Here is a 15,959-nt window from a genome sequence, read left to right on the forward strand (position 1 = left end):
CTCGCCTTGCCAAAAGGTCTTTTTCTGCTAGTGACATGATCTTTTTTCAACAACATAAAAGAGGCTGTCTTAATAGACAACCTCTTTCCTATTCTTATTTTAGAGCTTCCGTTAATACTGGTACAATTTGTTTCTTACGAGAAACAACTCCTGGTAATACAACACGGTTGTTGATAAGCTCAGCACCGAATCCTTTTGCTGCCGCTTCTGCTACTTGCCCAATTGCAACTGCAGTTGAATCATTATTTAAAATATCAGTCACAACGAAGAAGAATAGATCTAAGCCGTTTTCTGCAACATTTTTATTTAGTAAGATTTCTAACTCTTCTTGGCGATTAAGCACATCATTCATATCAACTGCATTCACTTGAGCTACAACAGATTTGTACTCACCAAATTGGAACTCTTTTGCATCTAATGATAATAAATCTTCTAATGATTTATCAGATAAATCAGCACCTGCTTTTAGCATTGCTAAGCCATACTCTGCAATTTCCACACCAGCAATTTTTGCTAGCTCTTCACCAGCTTTTACATCTTGCTCTGTGCAAGTCGGTGATTTGAATAATAATGTATCTGAAACAATTGCAGATAACATTAAACCAGCAATGTTCGCAGGTATGTCTAAACCGTTTTCGCTAAAAATTTTCTTAAGAATAGTAGCCGTACAGCCTACTGGTTCTGCACGATAATATAGTGGATCAGCTGTTTGGAAGTTGGCGATGCGGTGGTGATCAATTACCTCTGCAATTTGCACTTCCTCAATACCGTCAGCCGATTGTTGGAATTCATTGTGGTCTACTAGAATAACTTTGTCCGCTTCACCAACTACAGAAGAGATTAAACGAGGCGCTTCAAAGCCAAATTTATCTAATGCAAATTGAGTTTCATTATTAACATCTCCAAGACGTACAGCCTCAGCTTCTTCACCAATTTGTTGTTTTAAATAGGCATATACAATTGCAGACGTGATTGTGTCTGTATCTGGGTTTTTATGTCCAAAAACTAATACTTTACTCATTGAATTAATTCCTCCTAAAATGGCACTTACATTTATATTTTATTTTATCATACCTTATAGCCTGACAAGTGATAAAGTGAAACTTTGGAACAATTTCGCCTCAGCGTATTTGCCATTGACCTTCACTCTCGAAATAACATACAGGCTTAATTGCGGTTAACCTGTATTATGCAAATATAATGATAGCGCTCTAAATACATACTTTTCAAATAAGATATCTATATTATAACTAGCTTAAGCTGCTATGTATACTTTTAATAGGTCTAATTACTTCTATAAAATTCTCTATTTTTACCAACCTATTTTTAACATTCAATAGTAAAAATGCCTCTTTTTTATAAAATAATTAGTTTATATAGATATTTAGTTGGGTTTTCATATTTAAGTCATCATAATTTTATGCTATCATCAGGTAGTCTATATTTTTGGATATTCAGGAAATGGGGATTACGATGACGAAGAAGATAGAAAAAAAGTACATTCCTTTAGCTAACTATTTTGATGTAGCTTTACAACAAGAAATTACTTTATCCTTTGGTGAATTAGAAAACATTATGGGACAAGCATTACCGAACGCTGCCTACTTAAATAAAAGCTGGTGGAAAAAAACTAAGCCCCCTCTCTCACATTATTTATCATGGACAAATGCAGGCTATTATGTCATTGATGTTAAACTAGGTTCTAGTGTATCTTTCTCACGTACGCAAATGAAGTCTACCGAAAACAACACTTCTAATAGTGAGGAGAATTCATCTGCATACATAATACGAGGAATTGAAGCATCTGATGCTAGATCATTCATTCATTTACAAGAGGAGATTTTTCAAGAAACTGACTTCATGTATAATGTTCAAAACGAGCTAGATCTCACTGTCCAACAACTTCGTAAAAATTTAACCTATTGGAAGCAATTAAAAAACCGTACTATACTACTTTGTGTACTAAACGGAATTTTTGCGGGTTATGCGGTTATTCATGGATATAAACAATCAAAAGCTAGACATGTTGCCTCTATTCGTTTAGCTGTGAAAGAAGAGTATCAGCAAAAAGGTATTGGCTCCGCACTGATGAAAGCTGTTGAAAGTTGGTCTAAACAACATGATATTTCCCGTTTAGAGTTATCTGTTATGGAGCATAACAATGTAGCTTTACACCTCTTTACAAAGCTAGGATTTCATCAGGAGGGCATTCGAAAAAATGCCATTAAATTAAATGATACTTATATTAATGAATATAGCTTGAGTAAAATTCTATAATTCACTTTTCCTAGATGTCTAAATACTATTTGGACATCTTTTTATATAGAAAATTTCAAAAAAATACGCATAGATAGTGTGTTTCAACAACTATCTATGCGTAGTTACATTAAAATACCTGCTTTTCTCTAATAGCATCTAAGAATAATACATTACTTTCTACTTGCTCATACAATTGCTGATATTTATCATAGTGGTCTTTATCCTGGCTTATCATTTCCTCTATCAACGCATGCAAAAATGAAATCAAGACTGGGGCAATGTCTAGAGAAGAATGATTCTTGGTACCGAGGGTAAATAATGCACTGGCATATTCTCGAATAGGCGAAAATGCAGAACCTGTAATGGCAATAATTTTCACTTTCTTTACCTTTGCAATTTCAACAATCGTTTTAATATCCACAATCTGTTTATCAAAAGATAGTACAATTAAAGTCGTATGTTCGCCCATACTGTTTATTTGATTCACTAAATCATCTGAGTCTAAACGAAGCTGCTTAATATTAGCACGAAGTGTTTTCAATGTATTAGATAGCCAATTTGCAACAGATGCATTGTGACGAGTACCTAGAATATATATATTGTCTGCTTCATGCATCCATTTTGAGCATTTTTGGATCTGCTGATCGTTAATCAAATGAATTGTTTCTTGAATATTTTGGCTATCTCGTTGCATCACCTTACCAAAGCTAGAATTAGTCAGCTTCTTAGCAGTATATGTAGGCTGTAGATTTGCACCTACATCTTGAGACATAATAAAGCCTCTAACTTCCTCTTGTAGTTCTACATACCCTGACAAATCCATAGCATAACAAAATCGAATCACGGTTGATTCACTTACATTAGCCAATCTGCCAACCTCTGCTGCTCCATTAGCAATCACTGTTGTGGGATTATCCATTACAAATTGTGCTACTTTACGCTGGCCCTTTGACAGCCTTACAAACCTTTTCTTTATATCTTCATGAATACTCATTCCTAACAACCTTTCTTTCAATGACCTTATCACGAACGGGAGATTGTTTCCTACTGACTCAAAATTCGATTAAAAATACAGTATCACGATTACAATTTGAATACAATGACTTTTCTGAAAAATCTTCATCGCATTAACCTGCTAATAAAACAATTTGATTTACTCTTTAACCATTTTATATTGATTTGTCATTTTAACAAATAAGTCAGTAAAATCGAATAAAAATTAATAAAAACTCATTTTTATGTATTATTTAAGCGAAATCAGACAAAAATGTCCTAGATCAATTCTTTGATCCAGGACATTCTATTTCATACTATTCTAATTCAAGCTGCTTCGTTTCCTTACCAAGGAAGATGACCCCTACAACACCGATAATAATCGCTCCACAGAAAATGGCAAAGATAAAACCTATATCATAGCCTGCCGTTAATAAAAACCCAACGAGCAACGGCCCAAAAATACCACCAATCCGTCCAACCGCTGCTGCCATACCAGCACCTGTTCCACGTATAACCGATGGGTATTGTTCGGGTGTATAAGCATATAATGCTCCCCAAGCCCCCAAGTTAAAGAAAGATAAAAACATCCCTGAAGTTAGCAATACGCCTAAAGTATCTGCATTCCCAAAAATGTAAGCACTTGCTGCAGTACCAATTAGATAGGAAACAAGGACAAATTTGCGTCCAAACTTTTCTATAAACCAAGCTGCTGTAGAGTATCCTGGCAATTGAGCTAAAGTCATGATCAAAACATATTTAAAGCTTGTGATCATATCAAAGCCCTTCCCTACCATTACACTTGGCAACCATAAAAACATGCCATAATACGAAAATACAACTGTAAACCATAATAGCCACAGCATAAATGTAGAACGAGCATACTTTTTCGACCAAACTTCTTTCATATTTTGGCCAATGCTACGTTTTTTTGATTCTTCCTTCACAGTAAATTGAGGTGAATCTGGTAAATGCCAACGAAGATAAATAGCATAAAATGCTGGAAGTGCCGTTAGTATAAGGGCTACTCGCCATCCCCATGTAGGAATAACAAAATACGAAATGAGTGCTGCAATTAACCAGCCTGCTGCCCAAAAGCTTTCTAGTAATACAACCACGCGACCTCTTTCTTTGGCAGCCACACTTTCAGATACTAGCGTTGAAGCTACAGGTAATTCTCCCCCTAGCCCCATCCCTACTAAAAAGCGTAAAATTAAAAATGCAGTTAATGTTGTTGTAAAAGCGGATAAACCGCTTGCAATAGAAAAGAGGACAAGTGTCCACATAAAAATTTGCTTGCGCCCTACTTTATCAGCAAAAACACCAAAAAAGAGAGCCCCTACAGCCATTCCGATAGAATTTACACTACCAATCCAACCAGACTGACTTGGTGATAGTCCCCACTCAGCGGCCAATGCTGCAATGACAAAGGATAATATACCAACGTCCATTGCATCGAAGAGCCATCCTACCCCTGCTACACCCAAAAGCTTATTTCTAGAAATGGATTGCTGAGGTTTATTTGTCGCTGCTGTATTTATTGTCATCTCAACCACCTGTCTTTACACATGACTTTACATTATAAGATTACTATACAGTTGTTTCAAGAAAGTGACAAGTACTATTCAAATTACCGAATTGTTTCGACAATTAATGAAATGCTATTGAAATAATAGTGCTATTTGCGTTAAAATGTCTTTTATACAAAAACAACTGTTCTTTCTATAAGAACAAAAGGAGATCGTTACGTTATGTGGAAAGGCCTTATTGAAGAATATAAACAATTTTTACCCGTAACTGAAAATACACCTGCTTTAACTTTAAACGAAGGCAATACGCCTCTTATACATTTAGTGAATTTATCTAAGAAACTAGGCATTGAGCTTTACGGAAAAATTGAAGGTGCAAACCCAACTGGCTCATTTAAAGACCGAGGAATGGTGTTTGCTGTTGCAAAAGCTATTGAGGATGGAAGTCAATGCGTTATTTGCGCTTCTACAGGAAACACTTCTGCGGCTGCGGCAGCTTATGCAACTCGTGCAGGGATTCAATCAATCGTTGTTATTCCTAAAGGAAAAGTTGCTCTTGGTAAGCTTGCACAAGCTACAATGTATGGTGCAAAAATCATTGAAATTGATGGTAATTTTGATGATGCTCTCAATATCGTTCGCCAAGTAAGTGAAACAACACCAGTTGCACTTGTTAACTCTGTAAATCCATACCGTATCGAAGGTCAAAAAACGGCATCGTTTGAAATTGTAGATGCCTTAGGTTCAGCACCTGATTATCTGTGTATTCCTGTTGGTAATGCAGGTAATATCACTGCCTATTGGAAAGGATTTAAAGAATATCACGCTGCAAAAAATAGTGGTTTACCAAAAATGTATGGCTTTGAAGCAGAAGGTGCAGCAGCAATCGTTAAAGGAGAGCCTATTGCTAACCCTGAGACAGTGGCAACTGCCATTCGAATTGGCAATCCTGCTAGTTGGAAATTGGCAGAAGCGGCTCGCGATGAATCTGGTGGTATCATTGATTCTGTTACAGATGAAGAAATTGTAGCAGCTTACAAATTAATCGCAAGTACAGAAGGTATTTTCGTTGAGCCAGGCTCTGCTGCTTCTTTAGCAGGTGTTATGAAGTCTGTTGAAAATGGAAAAATCCCTCAAGGCGCTAAGGTTGTAACTATCTTTACAGGGAATGGACTGAAAGATCCTGATACAGCTATGAATGTATCCACTGTTGAGGTTGTATCTCTTAAAAACGATGAAGAAGAAATTCGTGCATATATTGAGGGTGTACTATGAGTAAAATGTGGCAAATCTCAGTTCCTGGAAGCACAGCCAACTTAGGTCCTGGCTTTGATTCAATAGGACTTGGCTTGTCTCTTTACTTAAAGCTTTCTGTTACTTTACAAGAACAATGGGAAATTATCCATCTTGATGATAATGGTCCTAAAGAGTTTGAGCTTGAAGAACACTTACTATACGTCATTGCTAAAAAAACTGCAGATCAATATGGTCAACAGCTACCTGCTTGTCGTGTAGAGATGGCCAGTGAACTTCCGTTGGCACGTGGTCTTGGTAGCAGTGCAGCAGTTATTGTTGCAGGTATTGAACTTGCTAACCAAGTATGTAAGCTTGGATTAACGATTCAAGATAAACTTAATCTCTCTTCACAAATTGAAGGACATCCAGATAACGCAACCGCTTCAGTCTTGGGAGGTTTAACGATTTCTTCAATGGATGACAAAGGAATGGTTGATACATTTCATATCAATGATATCGATGCCTCCTTTGTGGTATATGTACCAGATGTTGAATTAAAAACAAGCGAATCTCGTTCGGTTTTACCAGCGCAATTTAACCGATCCTATGCAGTTCATGCTTCAGCAAATGCGAATATGCTAGCGGCTTCTTTAATGGCACGAGATTTTGAACGTGCTGGACGTTATATGGAGGCGGATTTATTCCATGAACCGTTTCGTGCAAAGCTAATTCCTGCATATGAAGAAATTCGTATTGCTGCAAAAGCTAACGGCGCATACGGTACAGCTTTAAGCGGAGCTGGTCCAACATTAATATCCATTATTCCCTCTGCTATTGCTTCTGACTTCGTTCAGTTAATGACAAAGCAATTCCCAGAGCATCAAATTATTTTAACAAAAGCTGATGAACATGGTGTACAAGTCAATGAATGTATGAAACGTCTACTATAACAGTAGGCGTTTTTTCTTGAAAGCAAGTACGTATAAAACTAATATTATAGAAGTATAGAATTAGACTTTCTATACTTGCTTTTCTAAGGAGGGACTATTTTGAAACCCATTATTTTCTGTGATTTCGATGGCACGATAACAGAAACAGATAATATCTTTTCACTTATGACTGAATTTGTACCAGAGAAATCTGAAAAAATTGCACAAGCGATGATGGAACAAACCATTTCATTTAAAGATGGCCTATCAGCTATGTTTCATCTACTTTCTAGTCAACAAAAAGATGAAGTCATTCAATACCTAATGGATTCGGCAGTAATACGTGAGGGATTTGGAGATTTTGTTCGCTATGCTCAAAACAACAATATTCCATTTTATATTGTAAGTGGCGGAGTTGATTTCTTCATCGAGCCTTTAGTTGAAAAATTTGGTCCATTTTCAGGCACCTACTGTAATAAAGCAGATTTTTCTGGTGAGCAAATACAACTGATTTACCCAAATAGCTGTGATGAGGAATGCGCTAAATATAGCACACAAGGTTGCGGCTGCTGTAAGCCTAGTGTTATGCGAAAAGTTGCCAAGGAAGATCATTATAAAATCGTAATTGGTGATTCTCTATCTGATTTCGAGGCCGCTAAACTGGCCGATATCGTTCTTGCTAGAGATCATCTTATCCAACGCTGTGAAGAACTTCATGTTCCATATAGACCCTTTACCACATTTCATGATTGTCTAAATATTGTTCAAGAACTAGTGGAATCAAAAAAGGCTATTCTTTCAATTTAATGTAGAAAAAAGACAAGGGAGCCACTTTTACAAAGATGACTCCCTTTCCCTACTTATTTATGCTAATAGCACTAAGCTAATGGCCATGACCGCCATTCCTGCTACTAGACCATACATCGATAAATGTGTTTCATCGTATCTTTGTGCTGCTGGTAACAACTCATCTAATGAAATAAAGACCATTATTCCTGCAACACCAGCAAAAACAATTCCAAACATGACATCGGTTAAAAATGGCATAAGGAGCAAAAATGCTACTAATGCACCGACAGGCTCTGCTAATCCTGATAAAAAGGATAATTTAAAGGCTTTCTTTCGATTACCCGTCGCAAAGAAAATAGGAACAGATACAGCAATGCCTTCTGGAATATTGTGAATAGCTACTGCAATGGCAATAGCAATCCCCACATTCGGGTCATTAATAGCTGACATAAATGTAGCGATACCCTCTGGAAAATTATGAATGCCAATCGCGAGAGCTGTAAAAACACCCATCTTCATCAAATGTTCTTCATTGACCTGTGGTTTGATGGCATTTACATCCTCAACTAGCTTTACTTCATGAGGATTAGTAGCCTTTGGAATAAATTTATCGATCAAGGCAATAAATAACATCCCACCGAAAAATCCTAGGATTGTCATCCAATAGCCATTTGTTGTACCTAATGCATTGGTTAAAGCATCTTTCGCTTTAACAAAAATTTCTACCAGGGATACATAGATCATTACCCCTGCAGAAAAACCTAATGCTAATGATAAAAATTTTGTATTTGTTCTTGATGTAAAAAATGCTATTAAACTACCTACGCCTGTTGCAAGTCCGGCAAAAAGAGTTAGTCCTAGTGCCAGTAAAACATTTCCGTCCATTCCCTTCTTCCTTTGCTCTTTTTCTTATTGTACTCATCTTAACGTAGAAGTTTCCTATACGCAATTCTTTTTTATGAGGTAAATATCATTCTTTACAATGTCTCAATAAAACGTAAAAAAGCAGTATCTATTCATATGAAATAGATACTGCCTGCCTTTTTATTTATGATTGGATGAAAATAAGCGTTTTCGACGTTCGTACCAGATGACACAAATGATAAACCAAGTATAGCCGATGCTCCAACCAGCAAGTACATCTGTAGCAAAATGTCGAGCTCCTGCAATACGTGATAAACCAATAAGCACCATCAAGATCGTTGCGCCAAGCCACAGAAGGATTTTACGGCTTTTATTACGATTCTCCGCTAAAATATAAGCAAGTGAAAATAAATACAAAATACCTGTCATCGAATGTCCAGATGGAAAGCTAAAGGATGTCAGTTGATCCTCAATTTCAGGTCTTGGACGTTGCACCCATTTCTTTAATAATTGATTCAGAACATTGCCTGCTGCAAAAGTTAGTACAACAAATAGCATCCCTCGATAATTTTTTACCTTCCAAGCTAAATACACCATTAAAACTACTGCAACAGCGACAACAAATATTGGCTCCCCTATATAATGAAAGATCTCAATAAATCGATTGCCAAAAAGAATCTCTGCCATCTTTGCATCAAATGTATTCATCAATTGACTTTGATAAGTGACTCTTAATACGATAAAGACAATTAACGTTACAATTGCTAAAGGATATGCCCATTTTTTCATTTTTTCACCTCAAAAAACATTCATGCTATGGTCTTCACATCATAACATAAATAGGTCTATTCTGAATGAAATATAGGCCTTCATTTTAAGAAAGGTTTACACCCTTAACCTCTTGATAAATAGTGATCGTTTCTGCTTCTGGTTTGTTAAAGTAATTGGAAACGGCCAATGCAACAATAAATAAAATGGCTACTATAGGTAGTATTCTTCTAAACATCCTAAACACTCCCTTATTCTTTTACTGTTCCAAATTTAACTACTTGATTAACACGGGATCAAATAGCCAATCTTTTGGACCAAAGTTTGCATCCTTTTCTCCTCTAACCTCACGCGAAATACCATATTTTATAATAGTTTCTCTAAATCTTTTGCTAAACAATGTCTTCCTATATAAATACCTTCCATCATGACTACAATCAGCAGAGTAAAAAACATCACCTTTTAAGTTCTCTAAATCTTCATGATGATAAATATCAGGACCATTAATGACTCCATTTAAGCCACAACTGCACGGTGGTTGTTCAGTTGCAAAGTATAATTTAACTCTATCCTTACTACACTCAGGCAGCATTTGTATAGGAATAATTTGATAAGCTGGTTGTTTATCTTCTATAGGCCCTTGATGGATAACCTCTAAAAGCTCATAGCCTTCTAGTTTTTCTCTTTTCATTAGTAATACTAGTTCCTCAGAAGCTACCCAGTAACCATTTACATGGACTAAATAACGATCTTTCATCTGCGTAGTATCAATAACTATCGGTGATAGCTGCTCTTTATCCATGAGCCCACAATACTTACAATGTGTACTCAAAGAAAATAATGTCCCCTTATCCTCTAAGAACATTTCTGGTGAATTACCTGTTGAATTTAAAGTAAATAATGGTGCTCGTTCATACTCTATATCTGAAAATTCAAAATAAAAACGTTCTCCAATCGAAACGATTCCAAATTCACGTTCTAACGACGCATATAAAGCTGTTACCTGCTCGTATGTTACATCCTCATTTAATGTAAAAATAGGATTAAATTTTGTTTTCAAATTTCTTTTTCTCATTTCAGGCGCACCAATAGCAATACCATGACGATTATAAACGTTAATAACTTGATCTTGACTAGTTTCATCTATGGAAAACAAATTTTCAAGTTCTACTTTCACAATACACGCCTACCTTTATAAAGTTTTATGGTGAAGTATATTGACTAGCTAGTAACATTCTACAATCTACTAACGCTACTTTATTCATAGATAGTCAGGCTGCTTATTTTAATAAAATGATTTGTATATTACTGACTATAGCAAATCTACTTAACCACTGTTAATTTAAGCGTACCAGTACTTATACCGTTATTTCAACTTCGGGTTTACGCCAATTTTATGGCGTGATTCAGACAAATTTTTGGCGTGATTTGGCGGATATAAAAAAACACCGCCACTTTTTTGGCGGTGTCTCTAATATTTTATAGGCTATTTAGTATAGGAATATGGATTTATTTTACTAAGGTAATATATAGGATATTCAATTCCCAAAATGCTCCCTATTAATTGAAAAATATACCAACAGTATAACATAGAAGTTGTTTAGAGTAAATTCATTCTCTCAGCAAGATTTACAGCTTCTGTTCGTGAATCTACATTTAACAAAGAAAAGAGTTGCGTTAAATATCTCTCTGTTGTTCGCTGAGGAATATTCAATTCAATAGCGATGGCTTTATTTGTATGGCCCTCTGCAATGAGTCTTAAAATTTTCTTTTCCTTTTCATTTAAATGTATATCTTTGGCACCTTGCAGTTTAAATTTATCATCCAGAAAATCTAAGAAATTTTTTGGTAAAACAATTTCACCGTTTGCAATGGCCCTGACTGTTCTTAAAATTTGCTCTTTAGAAGCTGTTTTAGCTAAAATGCCTTCTATTTTTCTTTCTAAAATGAGTGGATAATAATCTGTGATATCATCACCTGTATAAAGAATGACAGAAGCATTTGACTGAATAGCCTTAATATTACGGGCTAGGTTAATTCCATTCTCTAATGGCATATTGATATCTATCAGATAGATATCGTATGGTTTATTCTTTATCCTTTGAATGACACAAGTTGCATCACTTTCCGTATCGATGATAATATCTTCATTCTCTTGAAATAAATTTTTAGTTCCCTCTAACACTATAGGGTGATCATCCACTATGAGCATCGTAATCAAGTGTTTCACTCCCTTCTTTCACCATTATTCTAATAAACATCCCTTCATTGATATTTGAGTCAATAGCAAATTGTCCGTTAAACGCTTTTACACGCTCCTGCATGCCTTGAATGCCCATCGATTCTGTTACTATAATGTCCTCTACATTACATCCTACACCATCATCTTTATAAATGATTTCGAAACCATCGTTCATTTCTTTTAAATGAATTTCAACAGATGCTGCATAGGAATGCTTTAACGCATTATTAAGTAGTTCTTGGAACAAACGATAAATCATTAAATTCATGCGTTCATCCTCTAAATAAAGACGATCAATTGTGTAAATTAGCACGAAGTTAGCTCTCTCCTGAACTTTCCGGATTAACTTTTCTAATGCAGCATTTAAACCTAGTGTATCTAGTAACGGAGGTTTTAGGTTTTCACAATAAGTACGTAATTCATGTAAGGATGCAACCATTTGCTTATGAATTTTTGCAAGCTTGTCCTGTATATCTGTTGTATTTTTTGCATTTACAAGGACATCCACCTCACGGGCTATATGTAGTTGCTCCTGTAAATTGGTGTCATGTAACTCTTGAGCTAACTGGTATTTTTCTTCTTCAAACCTTAGCCATAAAAGCTTGTTCAGCCATGGTAACTGACCATCATCAGCTTGCTTCATATGCTTCAGTTCCTCTAACAGTTCTTCCACCATTTTTGTATTTTCAATAAAATTATTCACATACAATAAGAGCAATTCAAGCCATAAAAGCTCCTCATCTTTTAAATGAATCGTATTATTATGCCCTAGCACTAATGCTCTTTTAAAATGTGCATCCTGATGGAGAAATGCTATATAAACTTTGTCAATTTTTCTTATTTCACCTAATCTGATTTCTTCCATTATTTCAGGATCAATCGTAATACTTTCTCCAGCAATTGTTATGAATTCATTTTTATCATAGTTATATGTTAAGACAAAAACGTCCTCTAACTCAAGATGTATGGAAACCTCGTAAGCAAACTTTTCTAGAAGTTCGTCGATTTTAATTGTTTTCCCAATTTTATCTACGGCTGTATATAGCTGATGAATATAGTCGCCCTTTGTTGAAAATAATATTTTCCGTTTTCGATAATCGACCTTCTCTTTTACGTAAAAAAGTATAACTAATGAAGAAAATGTAAAGAAAGCTACCCCCGACATGACAGTCATTGTTAAATAACGACCTGCAATAAAATATAGTCCCACTGTGAACCATACAGTAAAGATTAAAGAGAATATAACATAATAACGTAATCTTGTAATATGGTACTCAATATCAAATAATCTTTCTGCTAATTGTGTAAAAATAAAGCTAAAAGGTATAAGCAATAAAAATAATGAGCTTATCTCAGATGAAAGTATATACGTGTGAAAAAGGATTTTAGGGAGTGCATATAAAAAAAGAAATGGTAGAAACGGTATTAATATACTATTTAATAAAATTTTCAACTGAGGTGAGCTGTATTTAAAATAGCTTATTAATAAAATACTAAGGATGATCACAAGGAGAATAAAGAAAATAGCCAATATAACATTGGAAAGAATATCATTTGAAGCAGGATAAATAGTGCCCACACACCCTAATATAAAAGCTATGAAGGGTAGTATATAAAAGAGCTTGATATTATTTGTAAATACCCAATTTGTTTTCACAAATGAATAATAATTTCTCAAAAAATGTAATAGTATGACTAAACATAACAGCATACTGCTTCGATTTACGATAATGCCAATCGTATCCATCCTACCAGAGACACCACTGCTTACATAAGCCAAAGAAACCGTTAACATAAAAAGAATTAGTAAATCAGCTAACTTAGTATTCCTTTGTTTGAAATGTAAATAAAATGCAACAAATAATGTTAATAAATAATAACAAGCCGGAATGATTAAAACATAGATAAATTGTTGAGGGATATCCAAATGCTTAATATGTATATTGATTAGATCTCCATCGGGCTTCAGTATTGTTATTTCATTAGCAGATAAAATTTTTGATTTATACTTCAGTTGATTTAATTCGTTGATGGGTTCATTATCTACAGTTAAAATCGCATCACCAACAGAAATATTTTGTCCCTCTGCCCAGTCTTTATAATAAAGTTGAGAAATGACCCATTTGTCATTCTCTTCTTCTACACCAATCTGTATATAAGGCTCGCTATAATTCACATAATTTAAATAAAAACCAATAATTAAATAGAGAATTATAGCGGGCCAAAACAACTTACTACGCAATTTTTTTAGTTCCAAATATCACTTTCTGCATTCATTTCACCGCTAAAAGCTTCTAAAATTGCTTTTTGTTCTACAGATGAAACTCCTACTAATGAGGCTTTTTGTTCCTTTAATAGTGCAACTAGGCTTGGATTTTGTTCTAAATATTGGATTACATTAATCATTCTTATCTCTCCTCATCTCAATAATTTTTGTAGGTATTCTTTACCTAACTCATTTATAGCTACATTTTCAAGGTAATTCAATGCTTTAAACTTGTAGACGTTTTTTATCGTAATGGCATAACGTATTGCACCACCATTTGTCAACTCGTCTTCTGTTGCATTATTATCCAAATCTGTAACTATATCATTATTATAATAGCTAGAAACAGATTTTGAAACATCATTTTTCTGTGATAGAAGATAAATAATAGGCAGAGAATACCTTTTATTTAGCAAATCATTTTTAGGGCCCCACGCCTTTAAGCTTTGTATATCATTTTTAATTTGTTGGATGATGCCTATGTATTTCCCATACTCCTCTATTTCTTGAGATATTTCACCTCTTGCAAGTACTTCACCAATCAAACAACCCATTGCTGTTAATGAACCAGATTTCAACGTAATCATTTGTACATAGGAATCTTCATCACGGCAATTATTTAGTAAGTCTAATTGTTGCCCGTTTATACTTTTTAAAGCGTATTCTTCAAGAAGCTTGATAGCCGCTCTTTTATGTTCAAAAGAAGTTTCATCTATTGTTTTAGATGCCATGACCAGCATAGCTAAAGCAACGTTTAGTGATAATTCAGGAGTTTTGTTCCAACTATAGTCCGAATCCTTATCCTGCAGATCATCAATAATATCAAAAGATAGTATTAGAAGTTCAATTGCAGCAGCTACCTTGTAGATATCTTGATTTATGCTTTTTGAAAATGCTTCATAATGCCAAAAACACAATTTACCAAAGGAAAAACCTACAGCTGTTTTTTCTTCTATAAAGCCTTTTAACATTGTTTTTAGCTCAGAGCCAAGTAATAACTCATTTTCTATAAGGATGTCTAATGATTCATTGATGTGTGCATCTAAACCCTTCAATAGTCCTCTCCCCTATCTAGTATATTACTAGATATTATATAGATTAGTGGGAATTAATACTAGTCATACAATTATATGATACATTAAATACCATTAATTCCTTTATAAAGCGAAAGACCGCCAAAAAGTGGCGTTATTCATGCAAATCACGCCAGATTTTTGTTAATAATTACTAAAAAAATGGCGGTAGAGAACCAAGCACCGCCATTAAAGTGGCGTAAACTTACCATTGAAATGGCGTTCTAACAGATGTTACGCTTAGATTAATAATAAAATCATATTTTTATAGTCAGGATAGATTGATGAACATGAAATCTTTTTGTACTGGGAGTGACTTAAATTGAATGATACTGTTTTCATACTTACGGCTACTTTTTCATGTAATATCTCTGTCTCAGCTGAAGAAATTACAATTAAACAGCCTAGCAATGACCAACGACGAATTGAACAAATCATTATTCAATCAGAATTAAAAGCCTATCAAGAAACCTTAGCTGCGTATAAAAACATTTCAACTTTTTCAAATTTTATTAGTGATATTCCTGGATTTGAGGATACATTCCAACAAAAACGAGATTATTATATTGAGCAGTATGGCATTATAAGAATATCAAACGAAAGCATATCTAGTATGTCATTAGTCAATCCTTTCACTTTTGGATTAAATATAGATTCCCCTATAGTGTATGTAACACCACAGTACACAATCATTAATGCTAGAGGGCTAGTAATGGCGACAAATGCATCTAATTATAACAATAATCCAGATAGTGTGGATGGGCTGTGTAATACAAGTATCTCTGGGTTGTCCATTAACGAGAACACCATATCCTTTAATATGGATTCGACATTTAGTAAATGGAGAAAACCATCTATTACACATTAACCTATACACCTAGCTAAGCAGGTCACAATGATTGTGACCTGCTTTTTGTGTAATAAAAAAGGTGTCTCAATCTCTTGAGACACCTTTCATGTTGTTGCAAAAAGATAATGTCAACGGCAGAAAAAGCAACTTGGCAAGGTGAG

The 15,959-nt window shown here is 34.8% G+C and carries 16 protein-coding genes; 5 read left to right on the forward strand and 11 right to left on the reverse strand.

What is annotated here, in order from left to right; genetic code table 11:
- Positions 1-94: 94 nt before the first annotated feature.
- Positions 95-1,021: a manganese-dependent inorganic pyrophosphatase gene (locus ACEVFT_RS09600; protein ID WP_393949426.1), complete on the reverse strand. Its 927-nt coding sequence runs from the start codon at positions 1,019-1,021 to the stop codon at positions 95-97.
- Between the two features lie 452 nt (positions 1,022-1,473).
- On the opposite strand from ACEVFT_RS09600, the gene ACEVFT_RS09605 reads away from it, so the two are divergent.
- Positions 1,474-2,277, forward strand: a complete 804-nt coding sequence (locus tag ACEVFT_RS09605) for a GNAT family N-acetyltransferase (protein WP_048394306.1) — start codon at positions 1,474-1,476, stop codon at positions 2,275-2,277.
- 109 nt (positions 2,278-2,386) lie between these two features.
- Here the strand turns inward: ACEVFT_RS09605 and ACEVFT_RS09610 are convergent, their stop codons facing one another.
- Both ACEVFT_RS09610 and ACEVFT_RS09615 read right to left on the reverse strand, forming a co-directional pair.
- A complete protein-coding gene (locus ACEVFT_RS09610) occupies positions 2,387-3,253 on the reverse strand; it encodes a MurR/RpiR family transcriptional regulator (protein WP_066038016.1) in 867 nt (288 codons plus the stop codon).
- A gap of 316 nt (positions 3,254-3,569) precedes the next feature.
- Positions 3,570-4,799, reverse strand: coding sequence for an MFS transporter (locus tag ACEVFT_RS09615; RefSeq protein ID WP_393949431.1), 1,230 nt, complete (start codon positions 4,797-4,799; stop codon positions 3,570-3,572).
- Between the two features lie 204 nt (positions 4,800-5,003).
- On the opposite strand from ACEVFT_RS09615, the gene thrC reads away from it, so the two are divergent.
- The 3 genes from thrC (at position 5,004) to ACEVFT_RS09630 (ending at position 7,753) form a co-directional block, all read left to right on the forward strand.
- The gene (gene thrC / locus ACEVFT_RS09620) at positions 5,004-6,056 is read left to right on the forward strand and encodes a threonine synthase (RefSeq protein ID WP_205445928.1); all 1,053 of its coding nucleotides are present in this window, start codon (positions 5,004-5,006) and stop codon (positions 6,054-6,056) included.
- The gene (gene thrB, locus ACEVFT_RS09625) at positions 6,053-6,967 is read left to right on the forward strand and encodes a homoserine kinase (RefSeq protein ID WP_393949433.1); all 915 of its coding nucleotides are present in this window, start codon (positions 6,053-6,055) and stop codon (positions 6,965-6,967) included. The genes thrC and thrB overlap by 4 nt, the downstream gene beginning before the upstream one ends.
- 99 nt (positions 6,968-7,066) lie before the next feature.
- Positions 7,067-7,753 (forward strand): MtnX-like HAD-IB family phosphatase, encoded by a 687-nt coding sequence (locus ACEVFT_RS09630; protein ID WP_393949436.1) that lies wholly within the window; start codon positions 7,067-7,069, stop codon positions 7,751-7,753.
- Between the two features lie 57 nt (positions 7,754-7,810).
- On the opposite strand, the gene zupT is transcribed toward ACEVFT_RS09630, so the two are convergent.
- The 8 genes from zupT to ACEVFT_RS09670 all read right to left on the reverse strand — a co-directional run bounded on the left by zupT (position 7,811) and on the right by ACEVFT_RS09670 (position 14,930).
- Positions 7,811-8,620, reverse strand: coding sequence for a zinc transporter ZupT (gene zupT, locus ACEVFT_RS09635; protein ID WP_205445931.1), 810 nt, complete (start codon positions 8,618-8,620; stop codon positions 7,811-7,813).
- 159 nt (positions 8,621-8,779) lie between these two features.
- On the reverse strand, positions 8,780-9,388 hold the full coding sequence (locus tag ACEVFT_RS09640) for a phosphatase PAP2 family protein (protein ID WP_205445932.1): 609 nt from the start codon (positions 9,386-9,388) through the stop codon (positions 8,780-8,782).
- An 85-nt stretch (positions 9,389-9,473) separates the two neighbouring features.
- Positions 9,474-9,605: a hypothetical protein gene (locus ACEVFT_RS09645; protein WP_279381312.1), complete on the reverse strand. Its 132-nt coding sequence runs from the start codon at positions 9,603-9,605 to the stop codon at positions 9,474-9,476.
- A 39-nt stretch (positions 9,606-9,644) separates the two neighbouring features.
- Positions 9,645-10,544, reverse strand: coding sequence for a hypothetical protein (locus ACEVFT_RS09650; RefSeq protein ID WP_205445933.1), 900 nt, complete (start codon positions 10,542-10,544; stop codon positions 9,645-9,647).
- Between the two features lie 423 nt (positions 10,545-10,967).
- Positions 10,968-11,579 carry a response regulator transcription factor gene (locus ACEVFT_RS09655; RefSeq protein WP_225341057.1) on the reverse strand — a complete coding sequence of 204 codons (612 nt, stop codon included), beginning with the start codon at positions 11,577-11,579 and terminating at the stop codon, positions 10,968-10,970.
- Positions 11,563-13,851, reverse strand: coding sequence for a sensor histidine kinase (locus ACEVFT_RS09660; protein WP_393949438.1), 2,289 nt, complete (start codon positions 13,849-13,851; stop codon positions 11,563-11,565). Before ACEVFT_RS09660 ends, ACEVFT_RS09655 begins: the two co-directional genes overlap by 17 nt.
- A gap of 5 nt (positions 13,852-13,856) precedes the next feature.
- Positions 13,857-14,015 (reverse strand): competence pheromone ComX, encoded by a 159-nt coding sequence (comX, locus tag ACEVFT_RS09665; RefSeq protein WP_205445934.1) that lies wholly within the window; start codon positions 14,013-14,015, stop codon positions 13,857-13,859.
- Positions 14,016-14,027: 12 nt separating this feature from the next.
- Positions 14,028-14,930 carry a polyprenyl synthetase family protein gene (locus ACEVFT_RS09670; RefSeq protein ID WP_342533512.1) on the reverse strand — a complete coding sequence of 301 codons (903 nt, stop codon included), beginning with the start codon at positions 14,928-14,930 and terminating at the stop codon, positions 14,028-14,030.
- Positions 14,931-15,270: 340 nt separating this feature from the next.
- Here ACEVFT_RS09670 and ACEVFT_RS09675 point away from each other — a divergent pair, with 340 nt between their 5' ends.
- The gene (locus ACEVFT_RS09675) at positions 15,271-15,816 is read left to right on the forward strand and encodes a hypothetical protein (RefSeq protein ID WP_393949441.1); all 546 of its coding nucleotides are present in this window, start codon (positions 15,271-15,273) and stop codon (positions 15,814-15,816) included.
- Positions 15,817-15,959 lie beyond the last annotated feature (143 nt).

The organism is Lysinibacillus sp. PWR01, from assembly GCF_043359455.1.
GTDB lineage: Bacteria > Bacillota > Bacilli > Bacillales_A > Planococcaceae > Lysinibacillus > Lysinibacillus fusiformis_F.